The 15,004-nt window shown below is 71.9% G+C and carries 10 protein-coding genes and 1 pseudogene; 3 read left to right on the top strand and 8 right to left on the bottom strand.

From position 1 onward, the window contains the following. Positions 1-85: 85 nt before the first annotated feature. The 4 genes and pseudogenes from recX to PV342_RS35260 form a co-directional block, all read right to left on the bottom strand. Positions 86-736, bottom strand: a pseudogene (gene recX, locus PV342_RS35275) (recombination regulator RecX); the annotation flags it as partial. Next, positions 685-1,821, bottom strand: a complete 1,137-nt coding sequence (gene recA / locus PV342_RS35270; RefSeq protein WP_326572113.1) for a recombinase RecA — start codon at positions 1,819-1,821, stop codon at positions 685-687. The pseudogene recX and the gene recA, both read right to left, overlap by 52 nt. Before the next feature lie 191 nt (positions 1,822-2,012). Continuing rightward, entirely contained in the window at positions 2,013-3,224 is a 1,212-nt protein-coding gene (locus PV342_RS35265) for an AI-2E family transporter (protein WP_400796476.1), read from the bottom strand. 145 nt (positions 3,225-3,369) lie between these two features. Then, entirely contained in the window at positions 3,370-3,564 is a 195-nt protein-coding gene (locus tag PV342_RS35260; RefSeq protein ID WP_018561797.1) for a DUF3046 domain-containing protein, read from the bottom strand. A gap of 358 nt (positions 3,565-3,922) precedes the next feature. Here PV342_RS35260 and PV342_RS35255 point away from each other — a divergent pair, with 358 nt between their 5' ends. Both PV342_RS35255 and PV342_RS35250 read left to right on the top strand, forming a co-directional pair. After that, positions 3,923-4,504, top strand: coding sequence for a TMEM165/GDT1 family protein (locus tag PV342_RS35255; protein ID WP_400795397.1), 582 nt, complete (start codon positions 3,923-3,925; stop codon positions 4,502-4,504). 241 nt (positions 4,505-4,745) lie between these two features. After that, positions 4,746-5,966, top strand: coding sequence for a PP2C family protein-serine/threonine phosphatase (locus tag PV342_RS35250; protein ID WP_400795394.1), 1,221 nt, complete (start codon positions 4,746-4,748; stop codon positions 5,964-5,966). A 191-nt stretch (positions 5,967-6,157) separates the two neighbouring features. Here the strand turns inward: PV342_RS35250 and PV342_RS35245 are convergent, their stop codons facing one another. The 4 genes from PV342_RS35245 to PV342_RS35230 all read right to left on the bottom strand — a co-directional run bounded on the left by PV342_RS35245 (position 6,158) and on the right by PV342_RS35230 (position 12,550). Continuing rightward, positions 6,158-6,769 carry an HdeD family acid-resistance protein gene (locus PV342_RS35245; protein WP_400795391.1) on the bottom strand — a complete coding sequence of 204 codons (612 nt, stop codon included), beginning with the start codon at positions 6,767-6,769 and terminating at the stop codon, positions 6,158-6,160. A gap of 54 nt (positions 6,770-6,823) precedes the next feature. Beyond that, positions 6,824-7,240 (bottom strand): SHOCT domain-containing protein, encoded by a 417-nt coding sequence (locus tag PV342_RS35240; protein WP_329185369.1) that lies wholly within the window; start codon positions 7,238-7,240, stop codon positions 6,824-6,826. A 95-nt stretch (positions 7,241-7,335) separates the two neighbouring features. After that, positions 7,336-9,813 (bottom strand): ATP-dependent Clp protease ATP-binding subunit, encoded by a 2,478-nt coding sequence (locus tag PV342_RS35235; protein ID WP_400795388.1) that lies wholly within the window; start codon positions 9,811-9,813, stop codon positions 7,336-7,338. 145 nt (positions 9,814-9,958) lie between these two features. Next, positions 9,959-12,550 (bottom strand): Pls/PosA family non-ribosomal peptide synthetase, encoded by a 2,592-nt coding sequence (locus PV342_RS35230; RefSeq protein ID WP_500320255.1) that lies wholly within the window; start codon positions 12,548-12,550, stop codon positions 9,959-9,961. 321 nt (positions 12,551-12,871) lie between these two features. Here PV342_RS35230 and PV342_RS35225 point away from each other — a divergent pair, with 321 nt between their 5' ends. Then, positions 12,872-14,722: a Na+/H+ antiporter NhaA gene (locus tag PV342_RS35225; protein WP_400795382.1), complete on the top strand. Its 1,851-nt coding sequence runs from the start codon at positions 12,872-12,874 to the stop codon at positions 14,720-14,722. Positions 14,723-15,004: the final 282 nt, after the last annotated feature.

The following is a 15,004-nucleotide window of genomic DNA, read 5'->3' as shown; positions in this document are numbered from 1 at the left end:
CTCCCGTATCTCTGAGGACGCGATCCCTCACCCGTTGTGAGGCTAAGTCGACTCAGAGGCACGGTCAAGGAACCTCAGCGAAGGTTCAGTCGGGCAGGTAGTACTCCAGCGACTCCGGGTCCTCACCCTCCTCCTCCAGGGCGCGGCGGACCACCCTCAGGGCGAGCCCTTCCGCGTACCCCTTGCGGGCGAGCATCCCGGCGAGCCGGCGGATCCGCTTCTCCTTCTCGAGACCGCGGGTGGCCCTGAGCTTGCGATCGACGAGGGCGCGGGCCGTCTCCTCCTCCTGCTCCGCGTCGAGCTGCCCCACGGCGTGGCCGATCGCCTCGGCGTCCACCCCCCGGGTGCGCAGTTCCTGCGCGAGGGCACGCCGGGCAAGGCCCCGGCCGCGGTGCCGGGACTCGACCCAGGCGTGGGCGAACGCCTGGTCGTCGATGAGCCCGACGTCCTCGAACCGCTCCAGCACCTGCTCCGCCGCCTCCTCCGGGATGTCCCGGCGGCGCATGGCGTCGGCAAGCTGCTTTCGGGTGCGGGGGGTCCCGGTGAGCAGGCGCAGACAGAGTGCCCGCGCCTGCTCCACTGGGTCCAGTGGGCGCTCCTGCTCCGCACTGTCCCCCTCCTGCCCGAAGGCGGGCAAGGAGGGGGAGGAGGAGTCACCACGATCCTTGCGCCGGGATACCACCGTCAGGCCTTGGCGGCCGCGGCCTTGGTCGCCTTGACGGCCTTGGGCGCCGGGACGGTCGCGGCGTCGGCCTTGGCCGGGTCGGCCGCTGCAGCGGCGGGAGCGGTCGCGTCGGCGCCGGCCTCGTCAGCCGCGGCCTCCGGCCGGACGCCGATGCCGAGCTTCTCCTTGATCTTCTTCTCGATCTCGTCGGCGAGGTCGGGGTTGTCGCGCAGGAAGTTGCGCGCGTTCTCCTTGCCCTGACCGAGCTGGTCGCCCTCGTAGGTGTACCAGGCACCGGACTTGCGGATGAAGCCGTGGTCCACACCCATGTCGATCAGGCCGCCCTCACGGCTGATGCCCTGGCCGTAGAGGATGTCGAACTCGGCCTGCTTGAAGGGCGGCGCGACCTTGTTCTTGACGACCTTGACGCGCGTGCGGTTGCCGACCGCGTCCGTGCCGTCCTTGAGGGTCTCGATACGGCGGATGTCCAGCCGCACGGAGGCGTAGAACTTCAGCGCGCGGCCACCGGTCGTCGTCTCCGGCGAGCCGAACATCACGCCGACCTTCTCGCGGAGCTGGTTGATGAAGATCGCGGTGGTCTTGGACTGGTGGAGCGCACCGGTGATCTTGCGCAGCGCCTGGCTCATCAGACGGGCCTGCAGACCCACGTGCGAGTCACCCATCTCACCCTCGATCTCGGCCCGCGGCACGAGGGCCGCCACGGAGTCGATCACGATGAGGTCCAGCGCGCCGGAGCGGATCAGCATGTCGGTGATCTCGAGGGCCTGCTCGCCGTTGTCCGGCTGGGACAGCAGCAGGGAGTCGACGTCCACGCCGAGGCGCTTGGCGTAGTCGGGGTCGAGGGCGTGCTCGGCGTCCACGAAGGCGACCTTGCCGCCGGCCCGCTGGGCGTTGGCCACCGCGTGCAGGGTCAGGGTCGTCTTGCCGGAGGACTCCGGGCCGTAGACCTCCACCACGCGGCCGCGCGGGAGACCGCCGACGCCGAGGGCGACGTCCAGGGCGGTGGATCCCGTCGAGATGACCTCGATGGGCTCGTTCGGCCGATCGCCGAGGCGCATGACGGCACCCTTGCCGAACTGCCGTTCAATCTGTGCGAGCGCGGCGTCGAGCGCCTTGTCGCGGTCGGTTCCTGCCATGGGTTCCACCCTGGGTGTCTGAGTCGTTCGCTTCACGTCCATGACGCTACTGCCTGCCACTGACAACGCGTCCCGACGCCGCCCCCGGCCTGTGGACAACCCATGGGAGTCCGTGAAAACCCTTGGGAAACCGGGCCCGGCACCTCCATAAGAATGGATGTTCGATTTTCGTGTCAAGCGACCCGCGAACCTCAGGCGCCCCCGTCGTCCGCCCCGCCCCGGTGGTCCCGCCGGTCCCGCGCGTCCCGGGAAGCCCTCTCGGGCCCGGGACCGGTGCCCGGCCCGCCGCCCGGCCCGTCGGCCGCCCCGCCCCGGCCGGCCCCGCGCGACCGCCACCGGAACAGCGGCCGCCGCTGCGGCCCGTGCGCCCGCGGGTCCGTGACGGCGTACCGCTTCACGTACGCCCCGAGGAAGCCCTGCAGCGTCGCCGTCGCCGGGATCGCCACCAGAGCGCCCACCGCCCCCAGCAGCGCGGTGCCGGCGATCACCGACCCGAAGGCCACCGCGGGGTGGATGTCGACGGTGCGCGCGGTGATCCGCGGCTGCAGCACGTAGTTCTCGAACTGCTGGTAGACCACGACGAAGCCCAGCACCCACAGCGCGTCCCACGGGTCCTGCGTGAACGCGATCAGCATCGGCAGCGCCCCCGCCAGGTACGTGCCGACCGTCGGCACGAACTGCGAGACGACACCGACCCAGACCGCCAGCGCCGGCGCGTACGGCACCTCGATGACCACGAACAGCACGTAGTGGGCGACGGCGGAGATCAGCGCCATCAGGGCCCGCGAGTACAGGTAGCCGCCGGTCTTGGCGACCGCGATCTCCCATGCCCGCAGCACCTCGGCCTGCCGGGCCGGCGGCAGCACCGAGCAGACGGCGCGGCGCATCCGGGGCCCGTCGGCGGCGAAGTAGAAGGTGAACAGGCCGATCGTCAGCACCTGGAAGACCCCGCCGAGGACCGTCGCCGACAGCCCCCACACGTTGCCCGCCTGCCGCTGCACATAGGTGCGCAGCCAGTCGGAGTGCAGCACGTTCTCCTGCAGCTTGCCGACGGACAGGTCGGTGCCGAAGGTCTGATTGACCCACACGACCACGTCGTCGACGTACTCCGGCAGATTGCTGCCGATCGAGGTGATCTGGTCCACCAGCAGCGAGCCGAGCAGCACCACGAAGATCCCGCCCGCGGCGAGCACGATCAGGAACACCAGCCCGGTCGCCCAGCCCCTGCGCATCCCGCGCGCGGCCATCCAGTCCACGGCCGGCTCGATCGCCAGGGCGGCGAAGAAGGCCAGCAGGATGTTCACCAGCAATCCGATGACCTGGTGGAACGCCCAGTTCGCCAGTTGGAAGGCGGCCAGCAGCGCGATCGCCAGCACCATCGCCCTCGGCAGCCAGCGCGGCATCCCCGAACCCACCGCACCCTCTCCCGCACCCGTTCCGCGCCCCGGTTCCCGGGGCTCCCCCGGGGACCGCGGAGCCCCGGTCGCCCCGGTCGCCCCGGCTATCGTCTCGTCGCTGCCCGTCACGCCCTCAGTCCCGCCCCCGTGCTCAGCGGCGCGATGCCGGGACGTCGACGGCCGCGCACACCGCCCGCCAGACGTCCTTGGTCTCCCAGCCCTCGTCCAGTGCCTGGTGGACGGTCCGGCCGCCGAGCTCGGACATCACGTGGTCGCGCGCGAAGGAGTCGGCGTACGTCTCGCCGAAGTGCACGCGCATCCGTTCCCAGAACACCGTCAGCTTCATGCGCCCAGTATCCCGCGCCGCCGGCCGAACGGGCGGGCGTCGCACAAGGGCCCACGCGTCCGCCGTCCGGGGCCGCTCACAGCGGCGGGGCGGCGGGGCCGACCGGGGCGTTGGGTACACTGGGTGAAGCGAAGGGGAGTAGTCCCGCAATACCGGCTGGTCGACACACTGGACGTCCGTGGACGTCCCGGCCACCGGGCCGCCGCACCGGGTGCGGGGGTGGACGAGACCTTCGGCCAAGGCAAGACGTGGTCCGCACCGCCGTGCGGGCCGCTCCGTCGTGCCGGGCCGTCGGCGCTTCCCGTCGCCCTCTGGGTGCCGTCGAGTCCACGGTCCGGTCCCAGCAGAAAGCACCGGAATGACCTTCGACCCCCTGGCGCTCGTCACCGCCTTCGGGCTGATCTTCCTCGCCGAACTCCCGGACAAGACGATGTTCGCCTCGCTGGCGATGGGCACGCGCATGCGCCCGCTCTACGTCTGGTTCGGCAGCTCGACCGCCTTCATCCTGCACGTGGCCATCGCGGTGGGCGCGGGCAGCCTGATCAGCATGCTGCCGAACATGGCGGTGAAACTGGTCTCCGCCGCCCTGTTCGCCTTCGGCGCCGTGGTGCTGCTGCGGGGCGGGGGCGACGACGACCACGACGAGGCCGGCAGGACCGTGACCGGGTTCTGGCCGGTGTACTCCACCGCGTTCACGGCCGTGTTCATCAGCGAGTGGGGCGACCTCACGCAGATCACCACCGCCAACCTCGCCGCCACCAACGGCTGGCTGCCGACCGCGATCGGCTCGGCCGCGGCACTGATGTCGGTCTCCGCCCTCGCACTGGTGGTGGGCCGGTTCATCGCCAAGAAGGTCCCGCTGAAGACCATCCAGCGCGTCGGCGGCGTCTGCATGGCGGGCCTGGCCGTCTGGACCCTGGTCGAGGCGTTCACGGGCTGAGCCTCACGGGCCGGCGTTCACGGACTTGGTTTCGCGGGCTGACAGACCGGCGTCCCGGGCCTTCGGACCGGGCGCACCGCCCACACCTTTCCCGCTTCATCCGCTTTTACCGAACAGCGCCATTACCCACCACGATGACCCGTAATGTTTGCGGGGCGTACATTCGGTATATGCGACCGCCAGCGCTGGAGGACGGCCTTCCTACTCCGGCCCCCGGACCCGTCGGGGACCCGGAGCCGCGATGAAGGACAGCCTCACGCACCGCCTGCGGCGGCTGCCCGGGCGGCGGGCGGCGCCGCACCGCTCGGGGGCCGCCCCCTCCTGGGTGACGCTGCTGACCCAGGGCCACGGGCCGCTGGGCCTGGCCCTATTCATGATCATCTCCATCGTCGTCACCGGCTTCATACTGCCGCCCACCGAGCACCTGGCCTCGCTGATGGTGGTGGTCCCCGCCACCACTGCGGTGCTGGCGGGGCCGGGGACGACGACCCTGAGCGCCGCCCTGTCCTGCGTGGCGGCCTTGGTGCTGGACGTGCACGACGACCTGCTGGGCACGTCCATCCCCGCCGTGCACCAGCTGGAGATCCTCCTCGTCTCGGCCTTCGTCATCGCCTCCCGCAGCATCCGCGACCGCAGCGTCAGGGAGCTGATGGAGGTGCGGATCGTGTCCGACACCATCCAGCGCGTCCTGCTGCGCCCGCTGCCCCCGCGCATCGGGCCGCTGCTCGTGCGGGCGGCGTACCACGCCTCCCATCCGTACGCGCAGATCGGCGGGGACCTGTACGCGGTGGCCAGGAGCGCGGCGGGGGTGCGCTTCCTGATCGGGGACGTCAAGGGCAAGGGGTTGCCGGCGGTCGAGGACGCGGAGGCCCTGCTCGGGGCGTTCCGGGGGGCGGCCCGCAGGTTCGGCTCGCTCCCGGAGCTGATGGCCGACCTGGAGCACTCGATACGCGGCCACTTCGAGGAGACGGGCCGGACCGACAGCGACGCCGTGGAGCGGTTCATCACCGCGCTGGTCCTCGAGGTCCCCGACGACTGCACCGAGATCCACATGGTCAACTGCGGGCATCCGCCGCCCTACATGGCACGGCGGTCCGGCACCCTGCTGCTGTCCCCCGTCACGCCCTCTCCCCCGCTCGGCCTGGGCAGCCTGGACGCCGGGGACTACGTCGTCGACACCTTCCCCTTCGGCCGCGAGGCGACGCTGCTGCTCTACACCGACGGGGCCATCGAGGCCCGCAACGACGACGGCCAGTTCTACGACCTGGGCGCGCACGTGGCCACCTGGCCGGGCTCCCGTCCGGAGGAACTGCTCCAGCACGTGCTCGACGGGCTCTCGCTGCACGTGGGCGGCGGCGCCATCAAGCTCGACGACGACATAGCCATGATCGCGGTGCAGTACGGCGACGGCTTCCCCTCGCCCTCCCCGGCCCCGTCCGACGAGCGGCTCCTCACCTCCTGAACGCGGGCGCGGGCGCGCGGCACCTGAAGCACGCCCGGACCCTGGACGAGAGCGGGCGCGGCCTGTTCATCGTCTCGCGTTGCGCCGACCAGTGGGGCACCCGCTACCACGGGCAGGGCAAGACCAGCTGGGCCGAGCGGACGCTGCGGACCCCGGCGCCCGCGCAGACCGCCGGCGACGCCGCGCCCTGATCACCGGGGCGGACCCGCCGGCGCCGGCCGTTTCGCGAGGGAGCGCAGCGCGAGGGCCGCCGCCGCCTCGGCCAGGCCCAGCAGGACGAGCCACAGCCCGACCAGCCGGGCCAGCGCGACCGCCGACTGCACGGGGAAGGCGAGCACGACGATCCCGGCGACGACCCCGAGCGCGGCCACCGCGAACGCCATCCCGCGGTGCGGCATGTCCCGTCCCGCGATGGCGATGAACCCCACGAGCAGCCCGGACACCAGCCAGTACGCGCCGAGGACGAGGGAGAGCACGGCGGTGGTCTGCAGCGGGTGCCGCAGGCACAGGACCCCGGCGAGCACGGCGACCACCGCGACGATCACGGCCGTCACCCTGCCGCCGCCGTCCCGGCGGGAGAACGCCGTGACGAAGCGGAAGACGCCCGCGAGGAGCAGGTAGAGGCCGATGACGACCGCCAGCACGTGCAGCGTCTCGTCCGGCCAGACGAGCACGACGACCCCCGCCACGAGCGTCGCGAGCGCGAAGCCCAGGGACCACCCCCAGGAACCGCCCAGCTTGCCGAGCACCTCGTCGGGGTCGGCCGGACCCTGCGTCGTGGCGTGTCCGTACGGTGCGTTCATGGTCTCCCCCGGCGCTGCGCGCGGCGGCGCACGCCGCCGCGCGACGAGGACCGTTCAGTGCAGGACCTTCTCCTTGAAGCGCTGGAACTCCTCCTCCGTCAGGTCGCCCTTCGCCTTGAGCTCCGAGAGCTTGGCGAGCGCGTCGACCCCGCCGGCCGCCGTGCCGCCGCCGGCGGTCTCGCGGACGTACTCGTCGAACGCCTTCTGGCGGTTGCGCATCTGCTCCGCCTCGCGCCTGCCCATGCCCGAGCCGCGGAAGAGCAGGTACGCGAGGATCCCGATGAAGGGGAGGACGAGCACGAAGAGCAGCCATGCCGCCTTGGCCCATCCGTTCATCGCGTCGTCGCGGAAGACGTCCATCACGACGCGGACGATGAGGAAGATCCAGATGACCCACAGGAAGATCCACATCATCGTCCAGAACGCGCCCAGGACGGGGTAGTCGTAGGCGAGGTACATGTGACCCGTCATTTTCCGTCTCCTCCCGGCGCCCGCCCCGTTCGGTTCCGGGGAGGGCGCGGGCCCGGGGGCGGATGCCCGCCCGTGAGCTGCCTGGTGGGCCGGCGTCAGCCGTCCGACGCCGCCGCCTCCTCGGCCGGATCCTGCGCTTCGCGGCCCTCGAGGCCGAGGGTCAACCGCCCGTCCCTGACGTCGGCGACGACCGTGTCTCCTGGGTTGAGGGTGCCGTCGAGCAGCATGTTGGAGAGCCTGTTGTCGAGTTCGGTCTGGATGGTGCGGCGCAACGGACGCGCCCCGAACTCCGGTTGGTAGCCCCGGTCGGCCAGCCACTCCTTGGCGGCCTGGGTGACATCGAGGCCGATCTGCTGGGCGTGCAGTTTGCGGCGGCTGCGCTCCAGCAGCAGGTCGACGATCTGCACGAGGTCCGACCGGGTCAGCGCGTGGAAGACGATGATCTCGTCGATGCGGTTGAGGAACTCGGGCCGGAAGTGCGCCTGGAGCTCGGCCATCAGGTCGTCCCTGATGTCGTCGATCGCCCCTTCGTGGTCGAGGATGTGCTTGGAGGCGATGTTGCTGGTCATGATGACCACGGTGTTGCGGAAGTCCACCGTGCGGCCCTGGGCGTCGGTGAGGCGCCCGTCGTCCAGCACCTGTAGCAGCAGGTTGAAGACGTCCGGATGGGCCTTCTCGACCTCGTCGAACAGCACGACGCTGTACGGCTTGCGGCGCACCGCCTCGGTGAGCTGCCCCGCCTCGTCGTATCCGACGTAGCCGGGCGGGGAGCCGACGAGCCGGGAGACGGTGTGCTTCTCCTGGAACTCGCTCATGTCGAAGCGGATCATGCGCTCGGGGTCGCCGAAGAGCAACTCGGCGAGCGCCTTGGCGAGTTCCGTCTTGCCGACGCCGGTCGGCCCGAGGAACAGGAAGCTGCCGGTGGGCCGGTCGGGGTCGCCCATGCCGGCGCGGCCTCGGCGCACGGCCTGGGCGACGGCGTCGACCGCCTCGTCCTGGCCGATCACCCGCCTGTGGAGGTGCTCCTCCAGCTTCATCAGCCGCTCGCGCTCGGTCTCGGTCAGCTGGGAGACGGGGATGCCGGTGCGCGCGGACAGCACTTCGGCGATGTCCTCGGCGGTGACGCCCGGGGTCTGCTCCCGTTCCCCGGCGACCGCGGCGAGTTCGTTCTCCAGCTCCCGGATCCGCTCCTTGAGGCCGCCGGCGCGTTCGAAGTCCTCGGTGCTGACGGCCTCGTCCTTCTCGCGGCGGAGCTTGGTCAGGCGCTCCTCCAGCTCGTCGGACGGGCCCGGGCCGCCCAGGGACCGCAGGCCCACGCGGGCGCCGGCCTGGTCCATGAGGTCGATGGCCTTGTCGGGCAGGAAGCGGTCGCTGATGTAGCGGTCGGACAGGGCGGCCGCGGCGTCCAGCGCCTCGTCGGTGTAGCGCACCTGGTGGTGCGCCTCGTACGAGTCGCGCAGTCCGCGCAGGATCTCGACCGTCTCGTCGACGGAGGGCTCGGGCACCATCACCGGCTGGAAGCGGCGTTCGAGGGCCGCGTCCTTCTCGATGTACCTGCGGTACTCGTCGATGGTGGTGGCGCCGACCACGCTCAGATCGCCGCGGGCCAGGGCGGGTTTGAGGATGTTCCCCGCGTCCATGGCCCCCTCGCCGCCCGCCCCGGCGCCGACGACGGTGTGGAGTTCGTCGATGAACAGGATGACGCCGCTCTTCGCCGCGGTAACCTCGTCGATCACCTTCTTCAGGCGTTCCTCGAACTCCCCGCGGTACTTGGAGCCGGCCACGAGTCCGGCGAGGTCCAGGCCGACCACCCGGCGGTCCCGCAGGGCCCTGGGCACCTCCCCGGCCACGATCCGCTGGGCGAGGCCCTCGACGATGGCGGTCTTGCCGACGCCGGGGTCGCCGATGAGCACGGGGTTGTTCTTGGTCCGCCGGGACAGCACCTCGACGGTCTGCTCGATCTCCTCGCCGCGGCCGATCACCGGGTCCAGCCGCCCGCCGCGCGCCTCCTCGGTGAGGTCCCGGCCGTACTCGTCCAGGGTCGGGGTGTCGGTCGGCGCGGACCGCGTGCCGCCGCCCCTGCCCGCCATGGCCGTGGGGTCGGCGCCCTCGGAGCGCATCTCGAGGCCGGAGCGCGGATCGTCGGCGAGCGCGGCGAGGATGTGCTCCGGGCCGATGTAGGAGGCGCCGGTGGCCTGGGAGCGCGCGTGCGCGGCGAGCAGGGCGCGCTTCGCGGCCGGGGTGAGCGCGGGCTCCCCGCCGCCGGTGCCCGAGGGCAGGACCGCCGCCACGTCCTCGGCCAGCCGGTCGGGGTCCACGCCCGCCTGCTCCAGCAGTTGCCGGCCCGCCGGTACGCGGGTGGCCGCCCACAGCAGGTGCTCGGTGTCGAGGTCGGCGCCGTCCGCGGCCGCCCTGCTCGCGGCGGCCGCCAGCAGTTGGCTGGAGGAGTCGCTGAGCAGTCGCCCGATGGGGACGCGCTGGACGGCGGGTGGCGATGCCGCCGGGCTCATCCCGAAGAAGCGGTTGAAGAGGTCGGAGAACGGGTCGCCGGACCCGAAGGGGGAAGTCGTCACCTTGCCCACCCGTCCGGCGGGCCCACAACGGCTGAGTGGCGCCCGCCGTAGTCGATTTGCCCGTACTCCACCAGTGTTGGCCCGATCGGGCCCGCGTGCCACCGCAGTGTCCGGACGGTCACGGAGCGCGGCCCGGCGCCGCCGTTCAGCCGGTCCTGGTCCGGGCGGCGGCCGCGTCGACGCGGTGGGCCGGGGGCACCGGCAGCTCGTCCGGCATCTCCCGCGCGGGGTTCCCGGCCCAGTGGGCGCCCTGCGGCATCTCCTCGCCCTTCATCAGGAAGGAGTCGGGCGCGAGGACCGTCCCGTCGCCCATCGTCACGCCGTAGTGGACGAGGGCGCCGACGCCGACGGTGCAGCCGGCCCCCAGGGCACTGTGGTCGGACTTGAAGGTGCCGTCCTCCTGCGAGTGGCACTGGATGCGGCTGCCCTCGTTGAGCACGCACTCGTCCCCGATGGCGACCAGGGAGCGCTCCGGGAAGTAGCAGCCGTCGTCGAAGACCCGCCGGCCCACCCGGACGCCCAGCCAGCGCCAGATGACGCTCTTGAAGGGCGTGCCGTTGAAGACCATGATCGCCTCGCTCACGCTGGTCACCTTCCAGTAGCGCTCGTGCCGCCAGAAGGGACGTTCGTAGATCGAGCAGTACAGCGGCCGCAGCCCCCGGAATCCGGTGGCGATGCGTTCGGAGAGCACCATGTCGACGACGGTGAAGGCGAGGGTGAGGACGTTGGCGAGGGCGATCACCGACAGACCGAGCGTGGAGTACAGGTCCGCGGCGATCGACACCACGAGCGCCGCCCAGAAGAAGAAGACCCACCGTGCGAGCAGATGCAGCGCCATGGTGAAGACGTTGTGCCGGTTCTTGGCCGCCAGACGGCGCCGGAAGGTCTCGCCGTCCTTGAGGTGGTCGAACTTGCTGTCGCGCAGGACGGACCGCGGGATCTCGAAACTGGGCGAGCCCAGCAGGCCGACGCCCTGCCTGACCTGCCCGTCCACCGGGACCATGACCTTCGTCGCCAGCAGGCAGTTGTCCCCCGTCCTGCCCTGCGACGGGTAGGCGACGTAGTTGCCGACGAAGTTGTGCGGACCGATGGTGACCCGCGAGACGCAGAAGGACGAGCTGGAGAAGTCGGCGTTGACGATCGACAGCCCGTCGGCCACCATCGTCCCCCGGCCGACGGAACTGAGGAACGGGTTGTCCTGCTTCATGATCGTGCCGAAGTTCGACCCGGTCTGCTCCACGTGCGAGAGCCGGTAGCCCAGGCCGCCGAGGTAGTGGACGATCGCCGAGCTGTCGCCGAACAGGGTCTTGAAGAAGCGCCGGTTGGTCAGGAAGCCGATGGTCCGGTGCATCCCGTACCGGAAGCCGAACAGGGGGTAGACCGTGTCCGGTCTGACGGCGAGGTTCAGCACGCGCGGGACCGTCACCGTGAACAGCAGGCCGAGCACCACCGCGCCGAAGAACAGGGCGATCGAGGTGACCAGGGCGTCGGCGTAGAACCCCCAGGTCGTCAGCGCCGTGGGGCCCGGCTCCAGGAGCGAGGCGAACTGCGGCACGGCGGCGAACAGCAGCACCGAGCCGGCGATGGCCAGCGGCACGTACACCAGGACCGCTCCGAGCAGTTGCGACAGGGAGTAGCCCGCCCGGCGCGCGGCGCCGCAGCGGGCCGGTCCGACGGCCCGGTAGTCGACGTCGGCGGGCTGGGCCGGGGACCCGTGCCAGTGCTCGCCGTCGGGCACGCGCTGGCCGGCGTGGAGCGAGGAGGCGTGCCCGAGCTGGGTACCGTCGCCCATGACCGTGTCGATGTCGATCACCGTCACCTCGCCGACGAGCACGTCCTTGCCGAGCGTGACGGGGCCGGTCCTGATCACCCCGGACTCGGCGCGGTAGCCCGAGAAGAACACGTCCTTGCGGATCACCGTGTCGTCGCCGATGGTGAGCAGGTCGGTGCAGACCGGCACGCGCCGTGACAGGACGGTGACGCGGCGCCCGATCCTCGCGCCGAGCGCCCGCAGGTAGAGCGTGTACAGCGGCGACCCGTGGAAGAACACCAGCGGATCCGACCGGATGAGCGTCTTGACGCACCAGAAGCGCACGTAGTCCATGCTCCAGATGCGGATCTGCCGGGGGCGCCACCGGCCGACGAGCACCCACTTGGCGACGACGGGGAGCACGCACACCGCCGCGAAGGTCACGCCGCCGAAGGCGATCGCCCGCAGATAGGTGTCGACCAGGCCCGAGGCCCCGGCGATCCAGTCCACGCCCTTGGTGAGGACGAGGGCGGCCCCGAAGGAGTACGCCATGAAGAAGGCGAGTTGCAGCACCGCGCAGAGCACGTAGTGGGGGGCGCCGGTCGGCGCTCCCGCGACCGGCCGCGGCGCCGCGGCCCGTACCGGACCTGTCGCGGTCTCGGGGGCGGCGGTGGCGGCCGGCGGGGCGTCGTCGAGGGCGGCGGCCAGGCTGCGGACGGTGGGATGGCGGTAGATCTCCTTCATCGACACCGACGGCGCGTCCGGCCGTTTCCTCAGCCGTGCGCAGAAGTGCGCCATGACCAGCGAGTCGGCGCCCAGGTCGTCGAAGAAGTGGCTGTCCACGCGGACCTGATCGGCGTGGACGACGCCGGCCAGGGTCTCCGCGAGGATCCTTTCGGTGCCGGTCCCGGGACCGGCGCGATCTCCCCCGGTGGTCGGGGCCTGATCCTGATCGCGCCCACGGACCTCGGCTGATTTGTCCACCATGTGATCACCTGAGGGTCTACGGCCTTCCGCAGCCCAGCGGCCCGCTGCCACGAGGTCGTGGGCGCTTGTCCGGCCGTACGGGAAGAAGTCGTCTCCTTGCAGTCTCGAACGTCCGGCGCCGGGGCGCCAACCGCCGGGCCCGCGGCGGGCGGAGCGGTCACCGTGCGTAGGCTCCGCGGGCTCCGGGCAGGCCCCGAAGGCGCCGCCGGTCAGCCCCGGAGGGCCGTGCGACAGGCCGCTGTCGCGGGCTCGTGCCACGATGTGCGGGTGAGCGCGTTCTCGTCACTGCAAGCAACGGGGCAGACTCCGCGCCGCCCTGGCGTGACCACTCCGCGTCTGCGTTTCCTGCGCACCGAGACCGCGGGCGCCGGTTTCCTGCTGGCGGCCACCGTCATCGCCCTGGCCTGGGCCAATCTGGCGCCGGAGAGCTACGAGTCGGTGTGGCACACCCATCTGTCGCTCACCCTGGGCTCGCAGGGGGTGTCGCTCGACCTGCGGGAGTGGATCAACAGCGGGCTGATGACGCTGTTCTTCTTCATGGTCGGCCTGGAGACCCGCCGGGAGTTCGACCTCGGCGAGTTCCGCGAACGGACCCGGATCACCCTGCCCACGACGGCCGGACTGGCCGGCATGCTCGTACCGCTCGCGCTCTACCTCGCGTTCACCCACGGCACCCCCGAAGCGCGCGGCTGGGGCACCGTGATCTCCACCGACACCGCGTTCGCCCTCGGGCTCTACGCCCTGCTGGGCCGCAGACTCCCCGCGGCCACCCGGGCGTTCATCCTGACCGCGTCCGTCGTCGACGACTTCATCGCGCTCGCCGTCATCGCCTTCGCCTACACCAGCGGCATCTCCTGGCCGGAACTACTCGTCGCCATCGGCATCTTCGTCGTCGGACTCGTGGCGTCCAACTCCATCGTGCGGGCGTGCGGCGAGTTCCGCGGCGCCGCCTTCGCGCTGACCGGTGTGGCCGTGTGGTTCGCCCTGCTCGGCTCCGGGGTGGATCCCGTCGTCACCGGGCTGGCGCTCGGCCTCATGGCCTGCGACCACCCGGCGCGCGGCGCCGACCTTCGCCGGGCCAGCACGCTCTACCTGCGTTTCAGGGAGCAGCCCACCCCCGCTCTGGAGCGCGACGCCCGGCGGGGCCTGGCGCTGTCGGTGTCGCTCAACTCCCGGCTGCAGGAGCTGTTCCGCCCCTGGACGAGCTACCTGATCGTCCCCGCCTTCGCCCTGGCCAACGCCGGCATCACCCTCGACGCACGGCAGTTGGCGGCCGCGTTCACCTCCCCCGTCACCTTGGGCATCGTCGTCGCCTACGCGGTGGGCAAGCCGCTCGGCATCGTGGGCGCCTCGGCGCTGACCACGCGGCTCAGCCGCGGGCGGCTGCGCCCGCCGGTCGGCTGGGGGGCGGTGACGGCCGGCGGCACCATCTCCGGCATCGGCTTCACCATCGCCCTGCTCATCGCGGCCCGCGCCTTCGAGGGCGCGCGGCTCACCGAGGCCAAGGTCGGCATCCTCGCCGCGGTCGTCCTGTCCTTCCTGTTCACCTGGGGCGTGACGCTCGTCCTGTCCCGGCTGCCCCGGGCGGTGCGCCGGCGGGCGCTGCTGGGCAAGGCGCAGCAACTGGAGGACCTGGCCGTCCCCGTGGACCCGGAGCGCGACCATGTGCGCGGCCCGCACGACGCCCTGGTCACCGTCGTCGAGTACGGCGACTTCGAGTGCCCCTACTGCGGTGAGGCGGAGCCCGTCATCCGCGACCTGCTCGCCGACTTCGGCGACGTACGGTACGTCTGGCGCCATCTGCCGCTCGCCGATGTGCACCCCCACGCCGTGCAGACCGCCCGTGCCGCCGAGGCAGCGGCCGAGCAGGACCGCTTCTGGGAGATGCACGACCAGATCTTCGCGCACCCCCAGGCGCTCGACATCCGCGGACTGGAGCGGCTGGCCGAGGCGGCCGGGCTCGACATGGAGCGCTTCCGGCACGACCTCGAGAGCCGTGCCGTCGCGGTCCGGGTCGCCGAGGACGCCGAGTCCGCGGACCTGAGCAATGTGTCGGGCACGCCGACCTTCTTCATCAACGGCCGCCGCCACTACCGCGCGTACGACATCGAGACCCTGTCCGCGGCGGTCCGCGTCGCCCTGGAGCGCGCCAAGGCGGCCCTCCACCACTGACGCCCTCCGGGCGCCGGAGCGCCACGTGCTCGCCGCCCGTGACGTGTCCCCCGTCCCGTCGCTGGAGGCCCGTCTCACGGCCGCGGTGGCAGCGCGGCACTGGTGCGGCCGCGGCCAGGCCCGTCCGTGGCGGCACTCACCGCGCCCGAGCGCGCCCGGCAGGCACCAGGTGCAGGGCGAGCCAGGAGCCTCCGTGACCGGCCGCGGCGGGGGCGCCGGCCCAGCCGCCGCCGTGGGCCGCCGCGCGGAGCGGGTACGGCACCCGGGGCAGGACCTGCGCGC

Source organism: Streptomyces sp. PA03-3a, from assembly GCF_033792735.1.
In the GTDB taxonomy this organism is placed as follows: Bacteria; Actinomycetota; Actinomycetes; order Streptomycetales; family Streptomycetaceae; genus Actinacidiphila.
Note: the sequence above shows the minus strand (reverse complement) of the source record. Positions and strands in the feature narration are given on the sequence as shown.

What these genes read in the sequence shown, in the direction of transcription:
- PV342_RS35260 (WP_018561797.1), bottom strand. Translation starts at nt 3,564, where the DNA reads ATGAAGCTGACGGTGTTCTGGGAACGGATGCGCGTGCACTTCGGCGAG.
- PV342_RS35255 (WP_400795397.1), top strand. Translation starts at nt 3,923, where the DNA reads ATGACCTTCGACCCCCTGGCGCTCGTCACCGCCTTCGGGCTGATCTTC.
- PV342_RS35245 (WP_400795391.1), bottom strand. Translation starts at nt 6,769, where the DNA reads ATGAACGCACCGTACGGACACGCCACGACGCAGGGTCCGGCCGACCCC.
- recA (WP_326572113.1), bottom strand. Translation starts at nt 1,821, where the DNA reads ATGGCAGGAACCGACCGCGACAAGGCGCTCGACGCCGCGCTCGCACAG.
- PV342_RS35230 (WP_500320255.1), bottom strand. Translation starts at nt 12,550, where the DNA reads ATGGTGGACAAATCAGCCGAGGTCCGTGGGCGCGATCAGGATCAGGCC.
- PV342_RS35240 (WP_329185369.1), bottom strand. Translation starts at nt 7,240, where the DNA reads ATGACGGGTCACATGTACCTCGCCTACGACTACCCCGTCCTGGGCGCG.
- PV342_RS35265 (WP_400796476.1), bottom strand. Translation starts at nt 3,224, where the DNA reads ATGCCGCGCTGGCTGCCGAGGGCGATGGTGCTGGCGATCGCGCTGCTG.
- PV342_RS35250 (WP_400795394.1), top strand. Translation starts at nt 4,746, where the DNA reads ATGAAGGACAGCCTCACGCACCGCCTGCGGCGGCTGCCCGGGCGGCGG.